Annotated in this window: 25 protein-coding genes and 1 pseudogene; 2 read left to right on the forward strand and 24 right to left on the reverse strand. The window is 76.1% G+C overall.

All coding sequences use genetic code 11. From position 1 onward, the window contains the following. Positions 1 to 195 precede the first annotated feature (195 nt). Positions 196 to 501, forward strand: a pseudogene (locus tag G6556_RS19880) (M23 family metallopeptidase); the annotation flags it as partial. A gap of 63 nt (positions 502 to 564) precedes the next feature. Here the strand turns inward: G6556_RS19880 and whiG are convergent. The 13 genes from whiG to rpsP form a co-directional block, all read right to left on the reverse strand. After that, positions 565 to 1,593: an RNA polymerase sigma factor WhiG gene (gene whiG, locus G6556_RS06030; protein ID WP_166939468.1), complete on the reverse strand. Its 1,029-nt coding sequence runs from the start codon at positions 1,591 to 1,593 to the stop codon at positions 565 to 567. 20 nt (positions 1,594 to 1,613) lie between these two features. Beyond that, complete coding sequence (locus tag G6556_RS06035; RefSeq protein WP_166939470.1) at positions 1,614 to 2,501, reverse strand: tyrosine recombinase XerC; 888 nt, start codon at positions 2,499 to 2,501, stop codon at positions 1,614 to 1,616. Between the two features lie 498 nt (positions 2,502 to 2,999). After that, complete coding sequence (dprA, locus tag G6556_RS06040) at positions 3,000 to 4,577, reverse strand: DNA-processing protein DprA (protein WP_346774751.1); 1,578 nt, start codon at positions 4,575 to 4,577, stop codon at positions 3,000 to 3,002. Continuing rightward, on the reverse strand, positions 4,574 to 6,103 hold the full coding sequence (locus G6556_RS06045; RefSeq protein WP_166939472.1) for a YifB family Mg chelatase-like AAA ATPase: 1,530 nt from the start codon (positions 6,101 to 6,103) through the stop codon (positions 4,574 to 4,576). Before G6556_RS06045 ends, dprA begins: the two co-directional genes overlap by 4 nt. After that, entirely contained in the window at positions 6,103 to 6,465 is a 363-nt protein-coding gene (locus G6556_RS06050) for a YraN family protein (protein ID WP_166939474.1), read from the reverse strand. Before G6556_RS06050 ends, G6556_RS06045 begins: the two co-directional genes overlap by 1 nt. Before the next feature lie 163 nt (positions 6,466 to 6,628). Further along, entirely contained in the window at positions 6,629 to 6,952 is a 324-nt protein-coding gene (locus G6556_RS06055) for a DUF2469 domain-containing protein (RefSeq protein WP_147793871.1), read from the reverse strand. A gap of 78 nt (positions 6,953 to 7,030) precedes the next feature. Then, entirely contained in the window at positions 7,031 to 7,756 is a 726-nt protein-coding gene (locus G6556_RS06060; protein ID WP_346774752.1) for a ribonuclease HII, read from the reverse strand. Between the two features lie 53 nt (positions 7,757 to 7,809). Further along, positions 7,810 to 8,538 (reverse strand): signal peptidase I, encoded by a 729-nt coding sequence (lepB, locus tag G6556_RS06065; protein ID WP_166939476.1) that lies wholly within the window; start codon positions 8,536 to 8,538, stop codon positions 7,810 to 7,812. 134 nt (positions 8,539 to 8,672) lie between these two features. Beyond that, positions 8,673 to 9,041: a 50S ribosomal protein L19 gene (rplS, locus tag G6556_RS06070; protein ID WP_166939478.1), complete on the reverse strand. Its 369-nt coding sequence runs from the start codon at positions 9,039 to 9,041 to the stop codon at positions 8,673 to 8,675. 194 nt (positions 9,042 to 9,235) lie between these two features. Then, positions 9,236 to 10,030: a tRNA (guanosine(37)-N1)-methyltransferase TrmD gene (trmD, locus tag G6556_RS06075; RefSeq protein WP_166939480.1), complete on the reverse strand. Its 795-nt coding sequence runs from the start codon at positions 10,028 to 10,030 to the stop codon at positions 9,236 to 9,238. Between the two features lies 1 nt (position 10,031). Beyond that, positions 10,032 to 10,625, reverse strand: a complete 594-nt coding sequence (gene rimM, locus G6556_RS06080) for a ribosome maturation factor RimM (RefSeq protein WP_166939482.1) — start codon at positions 10,623 to 10,625, stop codon at positions 10,032 to 10,034. A gap of 133 nt (positions 10,626 to 10,758) precedes the next feature. Further along, positions 10,759 to 10,998 carry an RNA-binding protein gene (locus G6556_RS06085; protein ID WP_147793876.1) on the reverse strand — a complete coding sequence of 80 codons (240 nt, stop codon included), beginning with the start codon at positions 10,996 to 10,998 and terminating at the stop codon, positions 10,759 to 10,761. Then, positions 10,998 to 11,429: a 30S ribosomal protein S16 gene (gene rpsP, locus G6556_RS06090; protein ID WP_147793877.1), complete on the reverse strand. Its 432-nt coding sequence runs from the start codon at positions 11,427 to 11,429 to the stop codon at positions 10,998 to 11,000. Before rpsP ends, G6556_RS06085 begins: the two co-directional genes overlap by 1 nt. 234 nt (positions 11,430 to 11,663) lie before the next feature. Between rpsP and G6556_RS06095 the strand changes: the two genes are divergently transcribed. Next, positions 11,664 to 12,497 carry an alpha/beta fold hydrolase gene (locus tag G6556_RS06095; RefSeq protein ID WP_166939484.1) on the forward strand — a complete coding sequence of 278 codons (834 nt, stop codon included), beginning with the start codon at positions 11,664 to 11,666 and terminating at the stop codon, positions 12,495 to 12,497. A 4-nt stretch (positions 12,498 to 12,501) separates the two neighbouring features. Here G6556_RS06095 and G6556_RS06100 read toward each other — a convergent pair whose 3' ends face one another. The 11 genes from G6556_RS06100 to ftsY all read right to left on the reverse strand — a co-directional run. After that, positions 12,502 to 13,590 (reverse strand): amidohydrolase family protein, encoded by a 1,089-nt coding sequence (locus G6556_RS06100; RefSeq protein ID WP_166939486.1) that lies wholly within the window; start codon positions 13,588 to 13,590, stop codon positions 12,502 to 12,504. A gap of 34 nt (positions 13,591 to 13,624) precedes the next feature. Continuing rightward, a complete protein-coding gene (gene ffh / locus G6556_RS06105) occupies positions 13,625 to 15,232 on the reverse strand; it encodes a signal recognition particle protein (RefSeq protein WP_166939488.1) in 1,608 nt (535 codons plus the stop codon). Positions 15,233 to 15,259: 27 nt separating this feature from the next. After that, positions 15,260 to 17,053 (reverse strand): [protein-PII] uridylyltransferase, encoded by a 1,794-nt coding sequence (locus G6556_RS06110; protein ID WP_166939490.1) that lies wholly within the window; start codon positions 17,051 to 17,053, stop codon positions 15,260 to 15,262. A gap of 19 nt (positions 17,054 to 17,072) precedes the next feature. Next, a complete protein-coding gene (locus tag G6556_RS06115; RefSeq protein WP_166939492.1) occupies positions 17,073 to 17,414 on the reverse strand; it encodes a P-II family nitrogen regulator in 342 nt (113 codons plus the stop codon). Continuing rightward, positions 17,411 to 18,718 (reverse strand): ammonium transporter, encoded by a 1,308-nt coding sequence (locus G6556_RS06120; protein ID WP_166939494.1) that lies wholly within the window; start codon positions 18,716 to 18,718, stop codon positions 17,411 to 17,413. The genes G6556_RS06115 and G6556_RS06120 overlap by 4 nt, the downstream gene beginning before the upstream one ends. Before the next feature lie 172 nt (positions 18,719 to 18,890). Then, positions 18,891 to 20,039 carry a hypothetical protein gene (locus G6556_RS06125; RefSeq protein ID WP_166939496.1) on the reverse strand — a complete coding sequence of 383 codons (1,149 nt, stop codon included), beginning with the start codon at positions 20,037 to 20,039 and terminating at the stop codon, positions 18,891 to 18,893. Further along, entirely contained in the window at positions 20,036 to 20,626 is a 591-nt protein-coding gene (locus G6556_RS06130) for an ATP-binding cassette domain-containing protein (protein WP_166939498.1), read from the reverse strand. Before G6556_RS06130 ends, G6556_RS06125 begins: the two co-directional genes overlap by 4 nt. Positions 20,627 to 20,688: 62 nt before the next feature. Further along, positions 20,689 to 21,801, reverse strand: a complete 1,113-nt coding sequence (locus G6556_RS20155; RefSeq protein WP_166939500.1) for a hypothetical protein — start codon at positions 21,799 to 21,801, stop codon at positions 20,689 to 20,691. Positions 21,802 to 21,856: 55 nt separating this feature from the next. Next, positions 21,857 to 22,474, reverse strand: a complete 618-nt coding sequence (locus G6556_RS06140) for a hypothetical protein (RefSeq protein WP_166939502.1) — start codon at positions 22,472 to 22,474, stop codon at positions 21,857 to 21,859. Then, a complete protein-coding gene (locus G6556_RS06145) occupies positions 22,453 to 22,830 on the reverse strand; it encodes a hypothetical protein (protein WP_166939504.1) in 378 nt (125 codons plus the stop codon). The genes G6556_RS06140 and G6556_RS06145 overlap by 22 nt, the downstream gene beginning before the upstream one ends. 98 nt (positions 22,831 to 22,928) lie before the next feature. After that, on the reverse strand, positions 22,929 to 23,870 hold a 942-nt coding region (gene ftsY / locus G6556_RS06150), incomplete at its 5' end, for a signal recognition particle-docking protein FtsY (RefSeq protein WP_166939506.1).

Consider the following 23,870-nt stretch of genomic DNA (forward strand, 5'->3'; position numbering starts at 1 on the left):
CGCGCGCACGCCCGGGCCGTGCCTCCTGCCCCGCTCCCCCGCCGCGCCCTCGTCGCCGCCCTGCTGCCCGCGCTCGTCGCCGCCGGGCTGCCCCTGGCGCGCGCGGTGCTCGCCGGACCGGGGCGCGCGGTCGTCGTGGGCGCGGCCGCCCCCGTGGAGCCGTGGCAGGCGCCGGTCGACCCGGTCGTGGTGGTCGTGCCGTTCGACGGCCCGGACGTCCCGTGGGCCGCCGGGCACCGCGGCGTCGACCTGGACGCGCCCGTGGGGACGCCGGTGCGCTCCCCGCGCGCCGGCGTCGTGACGTTCGCGGGCGTGGTCGTCGACCGGCCGGTGCTCACCGTGCGGCACGACGACGGGCTGCGGAGCTCCGTCGAGCCCGTCGCCGCGACCGTCGCGGTCGGCGACCGGGTGGCGGCGGGGGCCGTGGTCGGCACCGTCACCGCCGACCGCAGCCACTGCGAGCCCGCCTGCCTGCACTGGGGCGTGCGCGACGGCGACGTCTACCTCGACCCGATGCTGCTGCTCCGGGGCGGGCCGGTGGTGCTGCTCGCCCGGGGCGGCGGGTCAGCCGCGGTCGGCCTCCGTGAGCCGCGCGCGCAGGCGCAGCATCGCGGCGGTGTGCATCTGCGAGATGCGGGACTCCGTGACCCCGAGGACGCGGCCGATCTCCGCGAGGGTCATGCCCTCGTAGTAGTAGAGGACCAGCACGAGCTTCTCGCGCTCGCCGAGCTGGTCGATCGCACGGGCCAGCAGGAACTTGGTCTCCTGGGCCTCGAACGAGTTCTCCGGGTCCGGCGTGCGGTCGTCGCCGAGGGTGTCGAGCAGCGACAGCCGGTCGCCCCGGTCCTCGCCCGCCCCGAGCAGCTCGTCCAGCGCCGCGACGTTGACCGTCGACAGCTGGGTGAACAGCGCGCGCAGCTCGCGGATGTCCATCTGCAGGCGGGCGGCCACCTCGGACTCGGTCGGCACGCGGTGCAGCGCGCTCTCCAGCTCCGCGTACGCGCGGTCCACGGCGCGGGCCTTCGTCCGCACCGAGCGCGGGATCCAGTCCATCGCGCGCAGCTCGTCGATGATCGCGCCGCGGATGCGGGCGCTCGCGTAGGTCTCGAACTTGACCGAGCGGCCCGGCTCGTACTTCTCGATCGCGTCGATCAGGCCGAACATCCCGTACGACACGAGGTCGGCCTGCTCGACCATCGCCGGCAGGCGCATGCCGACGCGACCGGCCACCGCGGTGACCAGCGGGGCGTAGTGCAGGATCAGCCGCTCGCGCACCAGGCGGTCGCCGCCCGACTTGAACAGCTGCCAGTCCTGGGCGACCGGGTCCACCACCGTGCCGGCGAGCGCCTCGAGCTCGTCGAGCTCCAGGTCCTCGACCGCGGTGAGCGTGACGACCGCCTCCAGCTCGGCGTCGTCGAGCTCGACCTCGGCGACCTCCGTCGCGACGGCGATCGCGCCGGCCGCGTCGAGGTCGAGGGTCTCGGCGTCCAGCGACTGCTGCCGCGGGATGACCCCGAGGGGGGCGGTCGGCGCACCGGGCGCACGGCGCGACGAGGCAGCCAGCGGGACCGTGTCCTCAGCCGGAACTGACATGGGCCTCTCCATCTCGGACGTCATGCGCGGGGGTGGGCCTGCTCGAAGGACGCGCGGAGGCGCTCCGCGGTCACGTGGGTGTAGCGCTGGGTGGTGGCGAGGCTGGCGTGACCCAGCACCTCCTGCACGCTGCGGAGGTCGGAGCCGCCCTCCAGCAGGTGCGTCGCGACCGAGTGCCGGAGCGCGTGGGGGGCCACGTCGCTCACGCCGGCGGCCGCCGACACGTCGTGCACCGCCTGGCGCAGCTGACGCTGGTCCGCGCGGGCGCCGCGGCGGCCGAGCAGGAGCGCCGGCCCGGAGGTCTCCGTCGCGAGCGCCGGCCGGCCACGGGCCAGCCAGGCCTCGACCGCGTCCACCGCGAGCTCGCCGACCGGGACGACGCGCTGCTTGTCGCCCTTGCCGGTGAGGCGGATGGTGCGCGTCGCGAGGTCCAGGTCGTCCACGTCCGCACCGCAGAGCTCGCCGACCCGGGCGCCCGTCGCGTACAGCAGCTCGAGCGCGGCCCAGTCCCGCAGGTGCACCGGGTCGTCGTCGTCCGCGCGCACCCGCGCGGTGTCGAGCAGCGCGGCAGCGGAGCCCTGGTCGAGCACGGTCGGCAGGTGCGAGGCCGGCCGGGCGCTCGCCAGGCGCAGCGCCGGGTCCTGCGCCACGCGGCCCGTGCGGGCGGCCCAGGCGAAGAAGGTGCGGGCCGCCGCGCCGCGCCGCGCGAGCGTCGCACGGCTCCGCTCGGCCGTCGCCATCGAGGCGAGCCAGCCGCGCAGCACGGTGATGTCGACGGCCGTCAGGTCGGCCACGCCGTGCCGGCGCGCGTACCCCGTCAGGTCCTCGAGATCGCCGAGGTAGGCGCGCACGGTGTTCTCCGACAGACCGCGCTGGGCACGCAGGTGGAGCGCGAACGCGTCGGTCATCGGGGACGTCCCCCGACCCGATCCCACCGCAGCCCCCGTGTGCACGGCACTACGGTCACCTGTCACACCTCCGGGCGACAAGCGGTCTGTGGCGCGTTTCACCCACCCCTGTACGAATCACGGTCAAATGTCCGATTCCACGACGCAATTTCCTACCGTTCGGCAGCGGTTCCCGGGTGACTGTGTCCACCCCTCGGACATCCCGGGAACCGTCGGGGCATCGGCCGGGCGGGTGAATGCGTTTTCCCGAGCGCGAAACCGTGGGAGCGCACGACGGGGCTGCTGACGAGGGGCCGCACGGGTGAAACCCGACGGGGCGCGTCGCGCCCGCGCGGGCCTGCGCGACGTATTACCGACCGGACATGCGGTTTTGCGTTGTCATGGGTTTTTCCTCACCGCCACCTTCCTCGGGAGCCGCAGCCCGAGGCGTGGCGAGCCGTGCGGGTCGGGCGATGCGGGTCGGGTTGCCCGTCGTCGGGTGGGCCGTCCCGCGCGTGCTCACAGGAGCCGGCCCTGGGTGCCGGTCCCCTCGGACCGCCGCCACCGTCCGTCGACCCGGCGGGCCGCGCCCGCGAGCTCGAGCAGGCCCAGCGCGGCGACCGTCTCGTGCTCGGCGAGCCCGGCGCGCCGCGCGACCTCGACGGTGGTCCGGGACCGCCGCCGGTCGAGCGCGTCGAGCGCGCGCGCCGCCACGCCGTCGGCGCGGTCCGCGACCGGGGGCACCGGCTGGCGCCCCGGTCGGGCGCCGGCCTGCTGCCCGACCACCGACCCCGCCGTGCCGAGCGGGGACGACACCGGCGCGGGCGACGGCGGTGGCACCACCCCGGGCGGCACCGGCACAGGCGGAACCACCGCATGCGGCACCGCCCCGTGCGGCACCGGCGCAACCGGCGCGGACCCGCCCGGCCGGGACGAGCCGGGCGGGTCGAGCAGCTCGACCACCTCGGCCGCGTCCGTGACGCAGACCGCCGCACCGTCACGGAGCAGGCGGTGGCACCCGACCGAGGCCATCGAGGTCACCGGTCCCGGCACGGCACCGACGGGACGCAGCAGCTCCCCGGCGCGGGCCGCCGTGCTGAGCGCCCCGCTGCGCCAGGCGGCCTCCACGACCACGGTCGCGCGGGTGAGCGCCGCGATGACGCGGTTGCGCTGGAGGAAGCGGGCGCGGCTCGGCGGGGTGCCGGGCGGGCTCTCGGCGACGAGCGCACCGCCGTCGTCGACGACCCGCTCCAGCACGGCGAGGTTGCCCGCGGGTGACGGGCGGTCGACGCCACCGGCCAGCAGCGCGACGGTCGGCCCGCCGACGGCCAGCGCGCCCCGGTGCGCCGCGACGTCCACCCCGAAGGCGCCGCCCGACACGACGGTCACCCCGCGCTCGGCGAGGCCCGCGCCGAGGTCGCCGGCGATGCGCTCCCCGTAGGCGGTGGCGGCGCGCGCGCCGACGACGGCCACCGACCGCTCGGCGAGCGCAGCGAGGTCCGAGGCGCCCCGGAGCCAGAGGCAGAGCGGCGCGGCCGGACCCAGGTCGTCGAGCGCCGGCGGCCAGGCGGGGGTCCCAGGCACGACGAGGACCCCACCGCGGTCCGCGAGGTCGTCGAGCGCGGGCCGCGGGTCGAGGTCGACCAGGCGGGGCGCCCAGCGCGGCAGCGCCCGCGCGAGCACCCGGAGCGTGCCGGCGGGCCAGGGGTCGGCGCCGGCCGCCGGCCCGCCGTGCGCGTCGGCGCCGGCCGCCGCCCCGACGTGCGGGTCGGCGCCGGCCGCCGTCCCGCCGTGCGGGCCCGCCGGGCCGCGCGCGAGGTCCCGCAGGCGGCGCAGCGCCTCCTGCGGCGTGGTGGTCACCGCCCACAGCGCCCACGCGAGCGCGCCCGGGGCGCCCAGGGCCGCCACGACGGCCCCGGCCGTGGTGTCCCCCGGCTCGGCGACGATGCTCCACGCGGCGCGCGCCCACGCGTCACCGTCCCCCGACCCCGTGCTCCCGCGAGCCCCGGCGTCGGCACGCTCCGCGGCGGCGCCGCGGTCCCCCGGCGCTCCGCCCGGTCCCGACCCGGCGACCGCCACCGCTCCGCCCGCGCTCACGACGCCTGCCCCCGCGTCCGCAGCGCGACGGCGCGGCCGACGTCGTCCGGCGACGGCGCGGCCCGGCCCGCGAGGTCGGCGACGGTCCACGCGAGCCGCAGCACCCGGTCGGCACCACGCAGGGTGAGGGTGCCGCGGTCGACGCCCTGGTCGACGAGCCCGAGCAGCCCGCGACCGGGTCCCAGCCGGTCGCGGAGCACCCGGCCGGGGACCTCGCCGTTGACCCGCCAGGGGGTCCCAGCCCAGCGCTCGGCCTGCGCGGCCCGCGCCAGGGCGACGCGGGCGGCGACGGTGGCGGTGCTCTCGGCGGGCTCGCCGAGCTCGGCGCGGCGGACGGCGGGGACCTCCACCTGGACGTCGACGCGGTCGAGCAGCGGCCCGGACACCTTGCCGAAGTACCGGCGCCGCTCGAGCGACCGGCAGGTGCACGCGAGGCCGGTGCCGATGGCGCGCCCGCACGGGCACGGGTTGGCGGCGAGGACGAGCTGGAACCGCGCGGGGTACCGGGCGGAGCCGGCGGCCCGGTGGACGACGACCTCGCCGTGCTCCAGGGGCTGGCGCAGGGTCTGCAGGACGGCGGTCGGGAACTCGGGCGCCTCGTCGAGGAACAGCACCCCGCGGTGCGCCCGGGAGGCCGCGCCGGGGCGCGGGAGGCCGGAGCCGCCGCCGACGATGCTGGCCGGCGTGGCGGTGTGGTGCGGGTCCTCGTAGGGCGGCCGGCGCAGGAGTCCCCCGTCGGGGTCGAAGGTGCCGGCCACGGAGTGCACCGCGGTGACCTCGACGGCCTCGGCCTCGTCGAGGTCGGGCAGCAGCCCCGGCAGCCGGGAGGCCAGCATGGTCTTGCCCGCGCCGGGCGGCCCGACGAGCAGCAGGTGGTGCCCGCCGGCGGCGGCGACCTCGACCGCGGCGCGGGCCTCGCCCTGCCCGAGCACGTCGGCGAGGTCGCCGGGCGGGGCGCGGTGCGCACCGGGCACCCGCACCGGCGGTGCCGCCGGGACGTCCGGCACGGCGACGGCACCGCCGTACCGCTGGACGACCTGCGCCAGGCTCCGGAAGCCGACGACGCGGGCGCCGGGCACGAGTGCGGCCTCGGGCGCGTCCGCCTCGGGCACGACCACGTCGGGGTGCCCCGCGGCCACCGCGGCGGCGACGGCGGGCAGCACGCCCCGCACGGGCCGCAGCCGCCCGTCCAGGCCGAGCTCGCCCAGGTGCACCACGCCGGCCGCCCGGGGCGCCTCCAGGAGCTCCGCCGCGGCGAGCACGGCGACCGCCACCGCCAGGTCGAACCCCGGGCCCGACTTGGGCAGCGCGGCCGGCGAGAGGTTGACGGTGATGCGGCGGTTGGGCCAGGTCAAGCCGGTGGAGCCGACGGCCGCCCGCACGCGGTCGCGCGCCTCGGCGAGCGAGGCGTCGGGCAGGCCGACGAGCACGAAGGCGGGCAGCGCGGGCGCCAGGTGCGCCTCGACCTCCACGAGGTGGCCCGTCAGCCCGACCAGCCCGACGGCCCGGGTGCGTCCGAGGGCCATCAGCCGATGCCCGCGAGGTGCTCGGCGTGCGGGGGTCGACCGTCCCGCAGCTCGACGGCGACGAGGTCGAGCCGGATCGCCGCGGCGTGCACGTCGTGGGCGGCGAGCCACGCCGCGAGCAGCCCGCGCAGCCGCCGCACCTTGCGCGGCGTCACCGCCTCGTGCGGGGTGCCGTACGTGCTCGTCCGGCGCGTCTTGACCTCGACGCCGACGACCGCGTCGTCGACGGGGTCGTGGACGACGAGGTCCAGCTCGCCGCCCGGGCCGTACCAGTTCCGGTCGAGGACCCGGCAGCCCTCGTTCTCCAGGAGCCGCGCCGCCAGGTCCTCACCCAGCCGGCCGGTCTCGTTCCGCGTGCGCATCGGCACCACCTCCGGCACCGACCGTGCCGGAACCGGCGGCCGCCCCGCCGGCGCGCACGGCCGGTCCTGGGGACGGCGCACGCCGCCCGGCCTGTGGAGGGCTCGTCACCGGCCCCGCGAGCGACGCCCGTCGTCCGGGCCGCCCCCGGCGACCCGCGCCGGGCTACCGCCCGAAGCCGCCGCCCGAGCCGAGGTCCAGGTCGGCCTTAACCAGCTCCTCGACGTTCACGTCCTTGAAGGTCACGACGCGCACGGACTTCACGAAGCGCGCGGACCGGTAGACGTCCCACACCCAGGCGTCCGCGAGGGTCAGCTCGAAGTACACCTCGCCCGCCGCGGAGCGGACCTGCAGGTCCACGTGGTTCGCCAGGTAGAACCGGCGCTCGGTCTCGACGACGTACGAGAAGAGGCCGACGGCGTCGCGGTACTCGCGGTACAGCGCGAGCTCCATCTCGGTCTCGTAGTTCTCCAGGTCCTCGGCGCTCACCGACCCATCATCCCCCATCCGGGCCCGGCGCCCCGCACGGCAGCCCCGGCGCCCGGCCCCGGAGCCCCCGGCGCGACGTCAGCCCGCGACGTCGAGCGTCAGCGGCTCGCCCGGCAGCAGCGCGTCGCCGAGCACCGGCGCGTCGGCGGCGACGTCGCCCGTGCCCGCCTCGACGCCCGGCAGCCGCCAGGACGTCCGGTGGTGCGGGGTCGGCCCGAGCCGACGCAGCGCGGCCAGGTGCTCGGGCGCGGAGTAGCCCTTGTTCTCGGCCCAGCCGTACTCGGGGTGGTCGTCGTGCAGCCGGGTCATGATCGCGTCGCGCTCGGTCTTCGCGAGGATGCTCGCGGCGGCGACGGCGGCGCACCGCAGGTCGGCCTTGACGATGGTCCGCACGGGCGGCACGACGTCGAGGACGGTCGGCGGGCCGAGCAGCGTGTCCTGCGCCGGGGTGGTGACGTAGTCGTGGTTGCCGTCGAGCAGCAGCGCGCCGGGCGCGAGGTCCAGGCCCGCGATGGCCCGGTGCGCGGCGAGCCGGAGCGCGGCGATGATGCCGTACGCGTCGATCTCGGCGGGCTCGGCGTGGCCGACGGACCAGCAGGCGGCCCACCGCCGGATGAGCGGGGCGAGCCGCTCGCGCTCGGCGGCGCTGAGCAGCTTGCTGTCCCGGACGCCCTGCGGCACGGCCCGGCTCTCGGCCGTCACCACGACGACGCCGACGGTCACGGGCCCGCTGAGGCTGCCCCGCCCGACCTCGTCGGCGCACGCGAGCACCGGGACGCCGTCCCGGATGATCTGGCGCTCCACGCGGAGCGTCGGCGCGGCCCGGTTCCAGGCCGTCCGCGCCCGGCCGGCGGCGGTCACGACGGGTCCGGGACGTCGGCGAACACGTCGCCCGGGTTGCGCAGCAGCCCGATCCGGTCGAGCGGCCAGAGCTTGACGAACGCGGTGCCGACGAGGTCGTCGATCGGGACGGACCCACCGCCGGGGTCGCCGAGGTGGAACCGCGAGTCGGCCGACTGCTGCCGGTTGTCGCCCATGACCCACACGGAGCCGGAGGGCACGACGACGTCGAACGCGATCTGGCTGGGGCTCGCGCCGGGCGCGAGGTACTCGGACTCGTCGACCGGCACCCCGTTGACGGTCAGCGGCGAGCCGTCGCCGGTGGACGCCACCCGGTCGCCGGGCAGGCCGATGACGCGCTTGATGAGGTGGTCCTCGGACTGCTGCGGCATGAGGCCGATGGCGATGAGCGCGTCCTGGACGACGTTGGTCTCCGGGACGGCCTGCTGGTCGAGCCAGCCGCCGGGGTCGGAGAACACGACGATGTCGCCGCGGTGCACGTCGAACGGCCCCGGCGCGAGCTTGCTGACCAGCACGCGGTCGCCCTCGAGCAGGGTGTCGTGCATGGACGCGCTCGGGATGAAGAAGGCCTGCGCGAGGAACGTCTTCACCAGCCAGGACAGCACGATGGCGCTGACGAGGATGATCGCGGTCTCCCGCACGAACGAGGTGACGGGCCCGCGCCGTCGCTCAGGGGACCTGCCGGGCGCCTCGTGGCCGGCGGGTGCTGCGTGCTGGTCCGTCACCGGATCACTCTCCCACGTCGTCGGAACCGTCGCCCACACCCACGCGCCGGTGGACACCGAACCTCCCCGGGACGGCCGACGGGCGGCCACCCCCGTGAGGGGTGACCGCCCGTGGGGCGTGCAGCGAGGGGTTCTCAGGCCTTCTTGGCCGGGACCGCGTCGCGCTTCTCCTTGATCTTGGCCTTCTTGCCGCGGAGGTTGCGCAGGTAGTACAGCTTCGCGCGACGGACGTCACCGCGGGTGAAGACCTCGATGGACTCCAGGGTCGGGGAGTGCACCGGGAAGGTGCGCTCGACGCCGACGCCGAAGGAGACCTTGCGGACCGTGAAGGTCTCGCGGATGCCGTCGCCCTGGCGGGCGATCACGACGCCCTGGAAGACCTGCACGCGGGAGCGGTTGCCCTCGACGACCTTGACGTTCACCTTCAGCGTGTCGCCGGGGCGGAAGTCGGGGACGTCGGTGCGGAGCGAAGCCGCGTCGATCGAGTCGAGGATGTGGGACATCGTGTGTCGCTTTCTCGCCGTGCCACAGGTCACGCGCGTCGTCGTCGGCGCCGGGGGCGCCGGATGGCATGAGGTGCGGTGCGCGGCCGATCGCTCGGCGGGCCCTGGTCGCCTCCCCTGTGGCAGAGGCGGAGCCGTCGGGCACCGACCGACAAGTGTGCCACAGCCGGGGCGCCGCGGTCGAAACCGCGGTGCTACTCCCCCGTTGCGGGCTCGGCGGGCACCGGCCCGTCCGCCCCCACGACCCAGCCCAGGTCCGCCAGCACCACGCGGTCGGCCTTGTCGAGGTCGCCGGGCGCGAGGCGCGCGAGCAGGTCCGGCCGGCGCGCGGCGGTCCGGGTCAGGGCCTGGTCGCGGCGCCAGCGCTCGACCCGCCCGTGGTGCCCGGACAGCAGCACCTCGGGGACGTCGAGGTCCCGCCAGGCCGGCGGCTTCGTGTAGACGGGGTACTCGAGCAGACCCGCGGCGCCGTGCGACTCCTCCACGAGCGAGTGCGGGTTGCCGACGACACCGGGCAGCAGCCGCACGACGGCCTCGACGAGCACCATCGCGGCGACCTCGCCGCCGTTGAGCACGTAGTCGCCGATGGAGTACTCGCTGACCCGCACGCCGGGCCGGGACGCGTAGTGCGCCGCGACCCGCGCGTCGATCCCCTCGTACCGCCCGCACGCGACGACGAGGTGCGTGTCGGTCGCCCAGGCCTCGGCGTGCCGCTGGGTCAGCGGGGCGCCGGACGGGGTCGGCAGCAGCAGGTGGCTGCCCTCGACCACGAGGTCGTCCAGGGCCGCGCCCCAGACGTCGGGCTTCATCACCATGCCGGCGCCGCCGCCGAAGGGGGTGTCGTCGACGGTGCGGTGCCGGTCGGTGGTCCAGTCCCGCAGGTCGTGCACCCGCAGGTCGACCAGGCCGCTGGTGCGGGCCTTGCCGACGAGCGACAGCCCGAGCGGGCTCAGGTACTCCGGGAAGATCGAGACGATGTCGATGCGCACGTCAGTCGTCGTCCCCCGCGGGCGCCCCGTCGGCGGCGTCGCCGCGGGTCTCGTCGCTCACGACCAGGTTCGCCGCGTCCGACGCCAGCAGGCCGCCCGGCGGGTCCAGCACGACGCGGCCGCCGGCGACGTCCACGACCGGGACGATCGCCCGGACGAACGGGACGAGGGTCCGGGCGCCGTCGGGCTCGCGCAGCACCAGGGCGTCCTGCGCGGGCAGGTGCTCCAGGCCCACGACCTCGCCGAGCAGCCGGCCGTCGACGTGCTCGGCGCGCAGCCCGGTCAGCTCGTGCGGGTACCAGGCGTCCTCGTCGTCGTCCTCGGCGCTCGTCGCGTCGTCCGCGACGTCCACCACCAGGTCGACGCCTCGCAGCGCCTCCGCCGCGGTGCGGTCCGGCGCCTCGGCGAACGTGACGTACCAGCGCCCCTGCTGCTCGCGGGTGCGCGCCACGGTGAGCGGGCCGCGGTCGGCGGGGTCGGTCGCGAGCACGGCGCCCGCCGCGAGCCGGGCGGCGGGGTCGTCGGTGCGCACGTCGAGCGCGACCTCGCCGCGCAGGCCGTGCGCGCGGCCGATCCGGGCGACCGTCAGCAGCATGGGGTTCCTCTCGGGGGGTCCGGCTCCGGGCCGGACCAGCGTACGGCGGGCACGACGCAGGCCCGGCCCCTGCTCGGGACCGGGCCTGTGCCGGTGTCTCACCGGGCGGCGCGAGGCCGTCCGGGTGCGCGGCTCACCGCCGGGCGACGTCCACGACGTCCACGCGGACCGGGCCCTCGGACGACAGCGCGCCGACGACGGTGCGCAGCGCGCGGGCGGTCCGGCCGCCGCGGCCGATGACCCGCCCGAGGTCGTCCGGGTGCACCCGGACCTCGAGCAGGTCACCGCGGCGGAGCGTGCGGGCGTCGACCCGCACGTCGTCCGGGTGGTCGACGATGCCCCGGACCAGGTGCTCCAGCGCGTCGGCGAGCATCAGGCCTGCTCGTCCTCGGCCGGCGCCTCGTCGGCGGCCGGGGCCTCGGCGGCGGCGGCCTTCTTCTCGGACGCCTTGGCCTTGGCCTTCTCGGCGTCCGCGGCGACGGCGTCGACAGCGGCCTTCACGTCGGCCGGGGCGGCCTTGGTGCGCAGGGTGCCCTCGGCGCCCGGCAGGCCCTTGAACTTCTGCCAGTCGCCGGTGACCTTGAGGAGGGCGAGGACCTGCTCGGTCGGCTGGGCGCCGACGGACAGCCAGTACTGCGCGCGCTCCGAGGAGATGTCGATGAGCGACGGCTCCTCGGTCGGGTGGTACTTGCCGATCTCCTCGATGACGCGACCGTCACGCTTGGTGCGGGAGTCCGCGACGACGACGCGGTAGTACGGCGCCCGGATCTTGCCGAGACGCTTGAGGCGGATCTTGGTGGCCACGGTGTGGTCTTCTCCTGGATGTCTGCGAGGCGGCCGTCGTGGTCCGCACGTGGGGCATGCGGGCCGGTCCGGCCTGGAGGACACGGCATCGCGCGGGTAGAGGGGCCGCGCGCGCCGAGTACAGCAGGCCATTGTGCCAGACGGGCGACGGTGCGGGCGACCCCGGTCGCGCGTGCCGCGGGTCACCCGCACCGGGTGCGTCGCCCGCGCGCGGGCGCTGCGACGATCGGCGGCATGGCGACCGTCGACTGGCAGACCCGCGAGGTGGTCGTGGCCGGCGGCCCGGTCACCGTGCGGGTCGGCCCGGAGGTACCGGGCGCCACGCCGCTGGTGCACGTGCACGGGTTCGCGGTGTCGGGACGCTACCTGCTCCCGACCGCCGCGGCGCTGGCCGACCGCGGGACCACCTACGTCCCCGACCTGCCCGGGCACGGCGCGAGCCCGGGTCCGCGACCGCCGCTGTCGATCCCGCACCTCGCGGACGCCCTGCTCGGCACGCTCGACGCCCTGGGCCTGGACCGGGTGCTGCTGGTCGGCAACTCGATGGGCGGACCGGTGAGCCTGGAGACGGCGCACCGGGCGCCGGACCGGGTCGCGGGGATCGTGCTCGCCTCCCCCGCCGGTGGTGCGCACAACCAGCCGCTGGCGCGCGCGGTGGTCCAGCTGCTCCGGGACTCCGTGCGCGAGGACGCGCGGATGGGCCGGTACTCGCTGCCGGACTACGCGCACTACGGGGCGCTGCCGGCGCTGGCCGCGTTTCGGCAGATGGTGCAGTTCCCGTCGCTCGAGCGGCTGCTGCGCACCCCGGTGCCGACGCTCGCGGTGATCGGCTCGCGGGACCCGCTGATGCCGCCGCCCTACCGGGTCCGCGAGCTCGCGCACCTCGGCCCGGGGCACCTCACGGTCGTCGTCATCCTGGGCGCCGCGCACGCGATGAACTACAGCCACCCGACGGAGCTGTCGCACGCGGTGCGGTGCTGGCTCGACGGACGGCCGATCACCGACGACCCGGCCGCGCACGCGCGCACCCGGGTGCTCCAGGTCGCGCAGGGCGACGCGCCCGCGTGACCCGCTACGCCACCCGCGCCCCGCGCAGCACCACGGCCCCCGGCGCGGCGAGCACCCGGACGTCCGCGCGCGGGTCCGCGTCGTACACCACCAGGTCCGCGCTCTCCCCCTCGGCCAGCCCCGGCACCCCGAGCCAGGCCCGGGTGCGCCACGACGCCGCGGCGACGACCTCGCGCGCCGGCAGCCCCGCCGCCACGAGCTCGGCCGCCTCGTCGGCGATCCGCCCGTGCCCGATCGTGCCGCCCGCGTCGGTGCCGACCAGGATCGGCACCCCGGCGTCGTGCAGGTCGCGGACGTGCGCGTACCGGCGGTGGTGCATCGCCCGCATCCGCGCGGCGTACCGCGGGTAGCGGTCGGCGCGCCCGGCGATCTCCCCGAACTGCGCCACCTGCAGCAGCGTCGCCGTCACCGGGATGCCGGCAGCGGCGATCCGCGCGACGTGCCGGTCCTCGGCGCCGGTGGCGTGCTCCAGGCAGTCGACGCCCGCGTCCAGCAGGCCGTCCAGCGCCTCGGCGGAGAACGTGTGCGCGGTGACCCGGGCACCGGCCTCGTGCGCGACCCGGACCGCCTCGGCGAGCACGTCGTCCGGCCACAGCGGCCGCAGGTCGCCGTCGGCCCCGAGGTCCCGGTCGATCCAGTCGGCGACGAGCTTGACCCAGCCGTCGCCCTGCGCGGCCTCCTCGGCCACGGCCCCCGGCAGCTCGGCCGGCGCCGCGAGCTCGCGCCCGTAGTGCCGCAGGTAGCGCTTCGGCAGCGCGAGGTGCCGCCCGGCGCGGATCAGCCGGGGCAGGTCCTCGCGCGCGTGCACCCACCCGGTGTCGGCCGGCGAGCCGGCGTCGCGCACCAGCAGCACCCCGGAGTCCCGGTCGGCCACGGCCTGCGCCTCGGCCGTCGCGCGGTCGACGGCGCCCTCCGCGGCGAGGCCGATGTGGCAGTGCACGTCGACCAGACCCGGCAGCACCCAGCCGTCGACCCGGGTGACGTCCCCGCCCGGCCGGTCGAACGTGAGCCGGCCGCCGATGACCCACGCCTCGCCGACGACCCGGTCGTCGTCCAGGACGACCGGGCCGGTCAGGTGCAGCACGTCCCCCATCCACGCCCCCTCGCGCGACCCGGGCCCTCGGTCGTCAGCGGCCGAGGAACTTCTGCAGGTCCTCGATGCTCGACGGGTCGAACTGGTCCGGCTGCTGCTGCGCGGCCCCGCCGCCGATGCCGAACGCCGAGCCCTTGGCGGCCGGCGCGGCGGCCGGGGCGATGCCCGCGGCCCGGTCGGCGGCGGCCTTCTCCTGCTGGGCGCGCTTGGCCGGGTTGCCCGACTTGCCCTTGGCCTTCTTGGCGGGCGCGACGCGGCCGCGGCCCTTCTTGCCCATGCCCGGCAGGTTGCCCATCCCGGGGACCGGCATGCCGCCGCCCTTGGCCATCTGCTGCATCATCTTCTGCGCCGCGGCGAACCGCTCCAGCAGGCCGTTGACGTCGGAGACCTCGACACCGGAGCCGCGCGCGATGCGGGCACGGCGGGAGCCGTTGATGATCTTCGGGTTGTCGCGCTCGCCCGGGGTCATCGAGCGGATGATCGCCTCGACCCGGTCGACCTCGCGCTCGTCGAAGTTCTCGATGGCCTCGCGCATCTGCCCCATGCCGGGGAGCATGCCGAGCATCTTCTTCATCGAGCCCATGTTCTTCAGCTGCTGCATCTGCTGCAGGAAGTCCGCGAGCGTGAAGCCCTGGCCGGAGGCGAGCTTGCCCGCCATCTCCTCGGCCTGCTCGGCGTCGAACGCCTTCTCCGCCTGCTCGATGAGGGTGAGCACGTCACCCATGTCGAGGATGCGGGACGCCATCCGGTCCGGGTGGAACACCTCGAAGTCGGTGAGCTTCTCACCGGTCGACGCGAACAGGATCGGCCGGCCGGTGACCGACGCGACCGACAGCGCGGCACCACCGCGGGCGTCGCCGTCGAGCTTGGACAGCACGACGCCGGTGAAGCCGACGCCCTCCTGGAAGGCCGTCGCGGTGGCGACGGCGTCCTGGCCGATCATCGCGTCGATGACGAACAGGATCTCGTCGGGGTCGACGGCGTCGCGGATGTCCGCGGCCTGCTGCATCAGCTCGGCGTCGACGCCGAGGCGGCCGGCGGTGTCCACGATGACCACGTCGTGCTGGCGGGCGCGCGCGGTCGCCAGGCCCTCGCGGGCGACGGCGACCGGGTCGGCGCCGGCGACGACGTCGAGCTCGGAGCCCTGGTTGCCCGGGTGCGGGGCGAACACCGGGACGCCGGCGCGCTCGCCGACGACCTGGAGCTGCGTGACCGCGTTGGGGCGCTGCAGGTCGGCGGCCACGAGCATCGGCGTGTGGCCCTGCGACTTGAGGTGCAGCGCGAGCTTGCCGGCGAGCGTGGTCTTGCCGGCGCCCTGCAGGCCCGCGAGCAGGATGACGCTCGGCGGGTTCTTGGCGAGGTGCAGCGGCCGGTTCTGGCCGCCGAGGATCGCCACCAGCTCGTCGTTGACGATCTTGACGACCTGCTGCGCCGGGTTCAGCGCGCCGGAGACCTCGGCGGAGAGCGCGCGCTCCCGGACGGCGCCGGTGAACTGGCGCACCACGGGGACGGCGACGTCCGCGTCCAGCAGGGCGCGGCGGATCTCGCGCACGGTGGCGTCGATGTCCGCCTCGGACAGCCGCCCCTTGGAGCGCAGGTTCTTGAAGGTCGACGTCAGTCGGTCGGACAGGGTGGCGAACACCGCGCGATCCTCACGCTCTCTCGGCGGTCAGGGACGTCCCAGGGTACCCGCCAGCCGGGCCGACGCCCGCGCCACGAGGTCGTCGACGAGCTGCGCCCGCCACGCGGTCCACGCGGTCGGCCCGGCGGACGACGCGTCGGCCTCGGTGAGCGCCCGGAGCAGCGCGAGCAGGTCGGGCCGGTGGTCGACCGCGGCGAGCAGCGCGTCGACGGTCGCCGGGGCGTCCGGGTCGGCCTGCGTGGCCAGCTCGGAGAGCGTCAGGTGCTCCCGCACCAGGCGCGCGACGTCCGCGGCGTCCTCGGGCCCGAACCCCATCCGGGCGACGATCGGGCCGGCCAGCCGGGCGCCCTCGACGGAGTGGTCCCCCGCGCCGGCGCGCTTCCCGATGTCGTGCAGCAGCGCCGCGACCAGCAGCACCTCGGGGCGGTCCACGGTCCGGCGCAGCCCGGCGGCGCGCGCGGCGGCCTCCACGAGGTGCCGGTCGACGGTGTGCCGGTGGATCGGCGACCGCTGGGGCCGGTTGCGCACGCCGGCCCACTCCGGGATCCAGGTGGTGACCACCCCGGCGAGGTCGAGCGCCTCCCACACCGGCACCTGCGCGGCCCCGGTGGCGAGCAGCTGCACGAGCAGCGTGCGGGCCGCCTTCGGCCAGGGCTCGGGCAGCGGCGGCGTGCGCTCCAGGCTGGTGACGGTGATGGGCGAGAGCGTGAGCCCGGTGCGCGCGGCGGTCGCGGCGGCGCGCAGGGACAGCAGCGGGTCAGCCGCGGGCTGCGCGTCGGCCGCGAGCACCAGCTCGCCGTCGTGCTCCACCAGCCCCTCCCCGACGGTGCGCAGCCGCGGTGCGGTGCGCCGGCCACGGACGAGCACCGGCCTGCGCGCCGGGCGGGCGAGGGCCTGCCGGGCGTTCCGGGCGGTGCTGTCCAGCGCGTAGGACACGATGCGACCCGCCTCGGCCAGGCCGGCCAGCAGGTCGTCGCGGTCGCCGACGCCCAGCAGCTCGGCGACCTCGTCCTGGTCGGCGAGCAGCAGCCGGTTCGTGTGCCGCCGGCTGACGGTCTGCACGGCGTCGCGGACGTCGAGCAGGTGCGCGTGCGCGCGGTCCACGGCGCCGTGCGGGCGGTCGGTGAGCCAGGTCGCGGCGAGCGCGGACAGCACGACGGCGTCCCGGATGCCGCCGCGGGCCTCCTTGAGGTCCGGCTCGATCAGGTAGGCGAGCTCGCCGTGCCGGTCCGCACGCTGCCGGGTGGACGCGAGCAGCTCGGGCAGCCGGCGCCGGGCGGCGGACCGCCAGTCGGCGAGCAGCGCCGAGCGCGCGCGGTGGACGATGCCCGGGTCGCCCGCGACGGGGCGCAGGTCGAGCAGGCCGACCGCGGCGGGCAGGTCCTTCGACGCCACCTGCCGGCACTGCGCGAGCGACCGGACGGAGTGGTCGAGGTCGAGCCCCGCGTCCCAGATGGGGTACCAGAGCCGGTCCGCGAGCCCCGCGAGCTCCTCCGCGGAGTGCCCGCGGCCGTCGTGCACCAGCAGCAGGTCGAGGTCGCTGGCCGGGCTGGCGTCGCCGCGGCCCACGCTGCCGACCGCGCCCAGGCCGATCCCCGGCGTCTCGCGCCCCTCGGTGGCCGCGTCCCACTGCTCGGCGAGGCGGCGGAGCACGAGGTCCGAGACCGCCTGCCGGCGCGCGGCGCCGTCGCTGCCCGGGCCGGACAGCCGCGCCGCGAGGTCGAGCCGCTCGACCCGGAGGTCCCGCACCCCCACGTGCAGGGGGTGCGGGACCTCGGGAGTCTCGCGGCCGGTCGTGGCCCCGGACCGTTCCTCGATCATGCTCGGGCGGACCGCCCGGTCACAGGGCCTCGGGCCCGTGCTCGCCGGTGCGGACCCGGGCGACGTCCTCGACCGGGACGACCCAGACCTTGCCGTCGCCGATCTTGCCGGTCTGCGCCGCCTTCACGACGACCTCGACCACGCCGGGGGTGTCCTCGTCCGTCACGAGGACGTCGATCTTCACCTTCGGGACCAGGTCCACCGTGTACTCGGCGCCCCGGTACACCTCGGTGTGACCGCGCTGGCGGCCGTAGCCGCTCGCCTCGCTCACCGTCAGGCCGCGGACCCCCGCCGCCTCGAGGGCGGACTTCACGTCGTCGAGCCGATGCGGCTGGATGACCGCCGTCACGAGCTTCGTCATGCCTTCACCTCCGTCACCACGCGGGCGCCGCCCAGCGTCTCGTAACCCGTCTCACCGTGCACGGCCAGGTCGATCCCGCCGACCTCCGCCTCCTCGCTGACCCGCCAGCCCATCGTGGCCTTGAGGATGACCGCGATGACCAGCGTCACCAGGCCGGAGAAGATCAGCGCCAGCACGGCGATCACCGTCTGCACGACCAGCTGCTGGACGCCACCGCCGAAGAACAGGCCGGTGTCCGCGGCGAGGAAGCCGATGCCGATGGTGCCGACGAGGCCGCCCACCAGGTGGACGCCGACCACGTCGAGCGAGTCGTCGAAGCCGAACCGGTACTTCAGGCCGACCGCCAGGGCGCACAGCGCACCGGCGACGACGCCGAGGACGATCGAGGTGACCGGGCGCAGCGCGCCGGCGGCCGGGGTGATCGCGACGAGGCCCGCCACGACACCGGACGCGGCGCCGAGCGAGGTGGCGTGGCCGTCGCGGATCTTCTCCGTGATCAGCCAGCCGATCATCGCGGCGGCGGTGGCGGCGGTGGTGTTGACCCACGCCAGGCCCGCGGTGCCGTCGGCGGTGAACGCGGAGCCGGCGTTGAAGCCGAACCAGCCGAACCACAGCAGGGCGGCGCCGAGCATGACGAACGGCAGGTTGTGCGGGCGCATCGGCTCGCGGCCGAAGCCCTTGCGCCTGCCGATCACCAGGGCCAGCACCAGGCCGGCGATACCGGCGTTGATGTGCACCACGGTGCCGCCGGCGAAGTCGATCGGGGCGACCGTGGCCGCGCCGTCGGTCGTGCCGAACAGCATCGCCGCGATGCCGCTCTCCGAGCCGGACAGCGCGCCGCCGCCCCAGACCATGTGCGCCAGCGGGAAGTAGCTGAGCGTCGCGAACAGGGCGGTGAACGCCACCCAGGTGCCGAACTTCACGCGGTCCGCGATGGCGCCGCTGACGAGCGCGACGGTGATGATCGCGAACGTCACCTGGAACGCCACCCCGACGATGACCGGCACGCCGTACCCGTCGATCAGGTACTCGCCGTTCTCGTCCCAGATCGCGCCCGCCAGGCCGAACTGGTCGAACGGGTTGCCGAAGATCCCGGCGACGTCCGAGCCGTAGCTCATCGACCAGCCCCAGAACACGTACACGACCGTGACGACCGCGATGCTGATGAACGACATCATCATCATGTTGAGCACGGACTTGCCGCGGACCATGCCGCCGTAGAAGAACGCCAGTCCCGGCGTCATGAGCAGCACCAGGGACGCTGACGTCAGCATCCAGGCTGTCGCTCCGGTGTCCAGATCCATGTGGAACGCCTCTCCCCTCGCCGGCCGGTCTGCCGGATCGGGGACCAGAGTCGTGCGCGGCGGTTTCGGTCGGCGGCAGGGCGCGTTACACGCGTGTGACGTCGGCGTCCGCGAAGTAAACGTTGTGTTGCCGGGCCGTCGGAATCTCAGATCGCGGGAACTCTCCGACGACTCACGACTCCTTCAGGATCCGGAAGACCGAACCACGGCCGACCAGGACCAGCCCGAGCACGGGGAGCGCAGCGGACACGACGAGCAGGCGCGCGGCGTCCGCCAGCACCACGGTCCGCACCACCTCGTGGGCCAGCGCGGGCGCCGTGACGACCACCGCCGTCGCGGTACCGAGCAGCACCGGGGTGACGACGGTGACCCCGACGTCCACCGTCAGCCGGAGCGCGACGGTGCCCGGGTCGGCGCCGAGCAGCCGGTGCAGCGCGACGTCAGCGCGCCGGGCCACCCACGCCGCGGCGGCCGCCGCCCCGGTGATCGACGCCGCCAGCGCCCACCACCACGCGGACGCGCGGCCCGCGAGCTCGGCATCCGGGTCGACCGCGCGCGCGAGGTCGACGACCGGCCGCGGCGCATCCACGCCGTCGCCGAACCACGTGCGCAGGGCGGGCAGCACCGCCGAGGCGCGGGCGGGGTCCACGTCGACGACGCAGCGGTCGACCGTGCCCGCAGCGGGGACGACGGAGAGGACCTGCCGGTCGGCCGCCGGATCGCGAGCTGTCCCGCGCGCCGGGACCGCCGCGACCACGGCCGACACGGCACCGGGCGCGGCGCGGTCCGGACGGGCTCCCGCGCCGAGACCGGCGTTCCCGGTCGCGACGGCGCTCCAGACCACCGTCGACCCGGAGCGCAGCCCCGCGCTCGCCGCCGCGTGCGGTCCGACGACGACCTCACCCGCGAGCGGTTCGGGCGCACCCGGCCAGAGGACCTGCACGTAGCCGGGCGTGACCCGCGCGTGGTCGTACCGGGACGCAGGCGAAGTCGCGAACCGCACCGGTTCGGTCCCGATCCGGCCACCGGCCGCGCGCACGCCTGTCCAGCCCCCGACCGCCGCGCAGGCGGCAGCATCGACGCCCGAGGAGCGGGCACCCGCGACGACCTGCACGAACCGACCCTCGGCGACCTGGTCGTCCCACGTGGCCCGGATGCCGTCGACCTCGCCCGCGGCGAGCAGCACGGTCGAGGTGCCGGCCGCCAGCGCGACCGCCGCGACCAGCAGGCTCAGGAGCCACCGCGCGGCGAGGTCCCGCAGCGCCTCGTCCACCACCGCCGCGAGCCGCATCCGCGGGCGCTCGCCCCTTCCGCCCGTCATCCGGGTGGCCCGTCCACGAGCGTGACGACGCGGCTGCACCGAGTGGCGACCGCGGGGTCGTGGGTGGCGACGAGGACCAGACGCCCCGCGCGCTCGACCGCGAGCAGCGCGTCCACCACCCGGTCCCGGGACTCGGCGTCGAGGGACGCGGTCGGCTCGTCGGCGATCACCAGAGGGGCGTCCTGCGCGAGCGCGCGCGCGACCGCGACACGCTGCCGCTCGCCACCCGACAGCCGACGCACGGGGACGCTCGCACGGTCGCCCAGGCCGAGCTCGTCGAGCAGCGCACGGGCGAGCCGGTCTGCCGCAGCGCGGTCCGCGCCCCGGGCGAGGGCCGCGAGCGCGACGTTCGCCGTCGCCGACCGAGCGCGCAGCAGCGGCGTGGTCTGCATGACCCAGCCGACGTCGTCGGGCCGCACCGGCGCGCCCGCACGCGTCACCGACCCCGCCTGCGGGACGACCAGGCCGGCGATCACGGCGAGCAGCGTCGTCTTGCCCGATCCGGACGGGCCGACCACCGCCACCGAGCACGCAGCCGGTACGTGGAGGTCGACGCCGTCGAGCACCCGGCGTGGACCGAACGCCACCCGGAGACCTGAGGCGACGAGTCCGGCACCGGAGGTCGCCCGCACCGAGGACGCGCTTCCGGTCACGGGACGTTCGCGGCCGGGACCTCGACGAGGTCCGAGGGTGCCAGGTCGCCGGTCACCACGGTGGACGACGGCCCGTCGGCACCCACGACGACGACGACCACGTCGGCGCGGTCCCCGCCACGGTCCCGGTGGACCACGGTCGTGCCGTCCGGGACCGACCGGACGGCCGCCGACGGCACCGCCCAGCTGCCCGGCAGCGGAGGTGACACCGCGACGCCGTCCACCGCGACCGCGCCGCGGTCGACCGCCGCCTGCAGCTCCGCCAGGCCCGCCGGGTCCACGCGGTCGCGATCCGCGGACAGCGGCAGGGCCACCCCGCCCACCCGCAGCTCCGCGTCCACCGGCACCGTCCGCGCGTCGTCCCCGACCGCCGGGGCCGCACCGACCGGCCCCGACGTGGTGGCGCCCTCGGCCGCCTCGCGCGCGCGTGTCGCCGCGAACGCCGCCCAGTCCTGCGTCGTCACGACGGCGTCGTCGAGCAGGGGCGCGCCCGTCACGACGATCGATCCCGCCACCGGCACCGGCGCACCGACCGTGAGGTCGACGTCGACGACGACCAGCTCGGGGGCCGACAGGTGCAGGACCCACGCGGGGTCGAACTCGTCTGTACGACCCGCGCCCACCTGAGCGGCGAACGCACGGACGCCGACGGCGGTCGCGGCCGTGAACCGGTCTCCGCCGCCGCTCGCGAGCCCGTACTCGGTGAGCAGGCCGTGCAGCACCGCGACGTCCGGCCCCCGGTCGCCGTTCCGCAGCACCCGCGTCACCGGCCGATCCCCGGCGTGCGCGACCCGGGTGACTCCGCCGACCACCGCGACCGCGTCGCCGGAGCGCAGCACGTCACCGGGCTCGACGTGCCGCACCTCGACCACGCCGTCCCAGCCGGGCGCGACCGCCGTGGGACCCGACTGCCAGGCCAGGGCCAGTCCGAACCGCCGCTCGGCCTGCTCCGACATCGCACGCGCCGACACCCACGCCGGCTCGTCCTGCGCGAACCGGACCGCGTCGACCTGGCGGGTCAGCGCCGCGACCACGGCCACCGGCGCCCCGACCCACACGAGGACCATGACCGCCGCGAGCGCCGACCGGGCAGCACCGGCGCGGCTCACCGGGACCCGCCGTGGCGACCGCCTCGGGCGCTCGCGCGATCACCCGGACTCGAAGTCACCAGGAGACTCCGATCGAATCCAGGTCCGGTCGGAGTCGCAACGCGGCCTGGGTGATGCAGTCGGTCAGCTCTGGCTCCGACTCGTGCGGGATACGCACCGCCATGTCTCGTGCACTGCGGATGTCACCGGTCATGACGAAACCGCGCTCCGCCATGCACTGAAGCGACGCGACCCGGATGTCGTCGTCCATCACCGCCTCGTGCGTGGAGATGTAGGCGGCCTCGACGGTCCACAGATGCTGCTGCAGGCACTCGTCGCTGGCTGCCCAGACGGCTTCCTCGGCCATCGCGCCGACAGGGAACCCGAACTCGCGGGTGAGGTTGTCGATCGGCGACAGCCGAGGCTCGGTGATGCCGTTCGCACGGTGCTCCGCGCAGACCCGAGTGTTGCTGATCGCCTGGTCGTAGTCCGCCGAGGTCACGATGCCGTCGGCGAGCAGGACGGACTGGCTCTCCCACCCGTTCTCGCGTGCGGCCGTCTGCGCCTCGGAGATGGTCTCGTACGTGAGCTCACGCAGCGGTTCCCCATCAGGCGGGGACGTGGAGCAGCCAGCCACCAGCCACGTCACGCCTGCTGCGGCGGCGATCGCGATCAGGACAGCGTGATCGCGCATGTAGGACAGCCCTTGTGACGTCCGGTCGAATCGTTCAGATTGGTGCCGCCCTTGCTCGCGGTGCCCCGCACGTTAGCCGAGGTGTTCCACGAGATGATCCCGCCGACGTGCAGCCCGGCGACCAAGCGATCCTGGCAGCTTCCGCTGTGGTGCATGGTGTTCGCCGACCCGGCGGCGGTGGTGCCGGTGCTCTGCACCCAGTTGCTCCCGCACGCCCGGGACACCGCCCGGTTGTACCCGAACGCCTCGGCGGAGTCGGCGTCGAGGAGGACCGCCCCGCCGAATACGAGGGCGGTGACGGGGACCAGCGCCAGGAGGCGCCGGACGCGGGTCGGTGTGGTGGGCGAGGTGGGCATCGTGTCGCTCCGTCCGTGGTGCGGAGGTCGCCGTCGGCCTCCGTCGCGCACGACGCTAGGACCGCCCGCAGCACCCACCGCGCGGGCGGTCCACCTACTCAGCCCAGGATGCCGTCGACGAACTCCTCCGGGTCGAACGGCGCCAGGTCGTCCGGGCCCTCGCCGAGGCCGACGAGCTTGACCGGCACGCCGAGCTCGCGCTGCACCGCCACGACGATGCCGCCCTTGGCGGTGCCGTCCAGCTTGGTGAGCACGATGCCGGTGACCCCGGCCACCTCGGCGAACACGCGCGCCTGGTTCATGCCGTTCTGGCCGGTGGTGGCGTCGAGGACGAGCAGCACCTCGGACAGCGGCGCGGTGCGCGTGATGACGCGGGTGATCTTGCCGAGCTCGTCCATCAGGCCGGCCTTGTTCTGCAGGCGGCCGGCGGTGTCGACCAGCACGACGTCCACGCCCTCGGCCGCGCCCTCGCGGACGGCCTCGAACGCCACCGACGCCGGGTCGGCGCCGTCGCGGTCGGAGCGGACGGTGCGGACGCCGACGCGGGAGCCCCAGGTCTCGAGCTGGTCCGCCGCCGCGGCGCGGAACGTGTCGGCCGCGCCGAGCAGGACGGTGCGGCCGTCGGCCACGAGCACGCGGGACAGCTTGCCGACGGTGGTGGTCTTGCCGGTCCCGTTGACGCCGACGACCAGCACCACCGCAGGGACGGTCACGCCGTCCTCCCCGGACCGGGGCGCGGTGTGCAGCGAGCGGTCGAGCGTGGGGTCGACCAGGGCGAGCAGCTGCTCGCGGAGCAGGGCGCGGACCTGCGCCGGGTCCTTGAGGCCCTGGACCCGGGCCTGCGTGCGGATCGCGTCGACGAGGTCCTGGGACGGCCCGGCGCCGACGTCGGCCAGGAGCAGGGTCTCCTCGAGCTCGTCCCAGTCGTCCTCGGTCAGGTGGTCGCGGGACAGCACCTGCAGCATGCGGGCGCCGAGCGGCGAGCCGGACCGCGCCAGCCGGTCGCGGAGCCGGGTGAGCCGGCCGGCGGTCGGGGCGGG

The organism is Cellulomonas sp. IC4_254, from assembly GCF_011603975.1.
GTDB lineage: Bacteria > Actinomycetota > Actinomycetes > Actinomycetales > Cellulomonadaceae > Cellulomonas.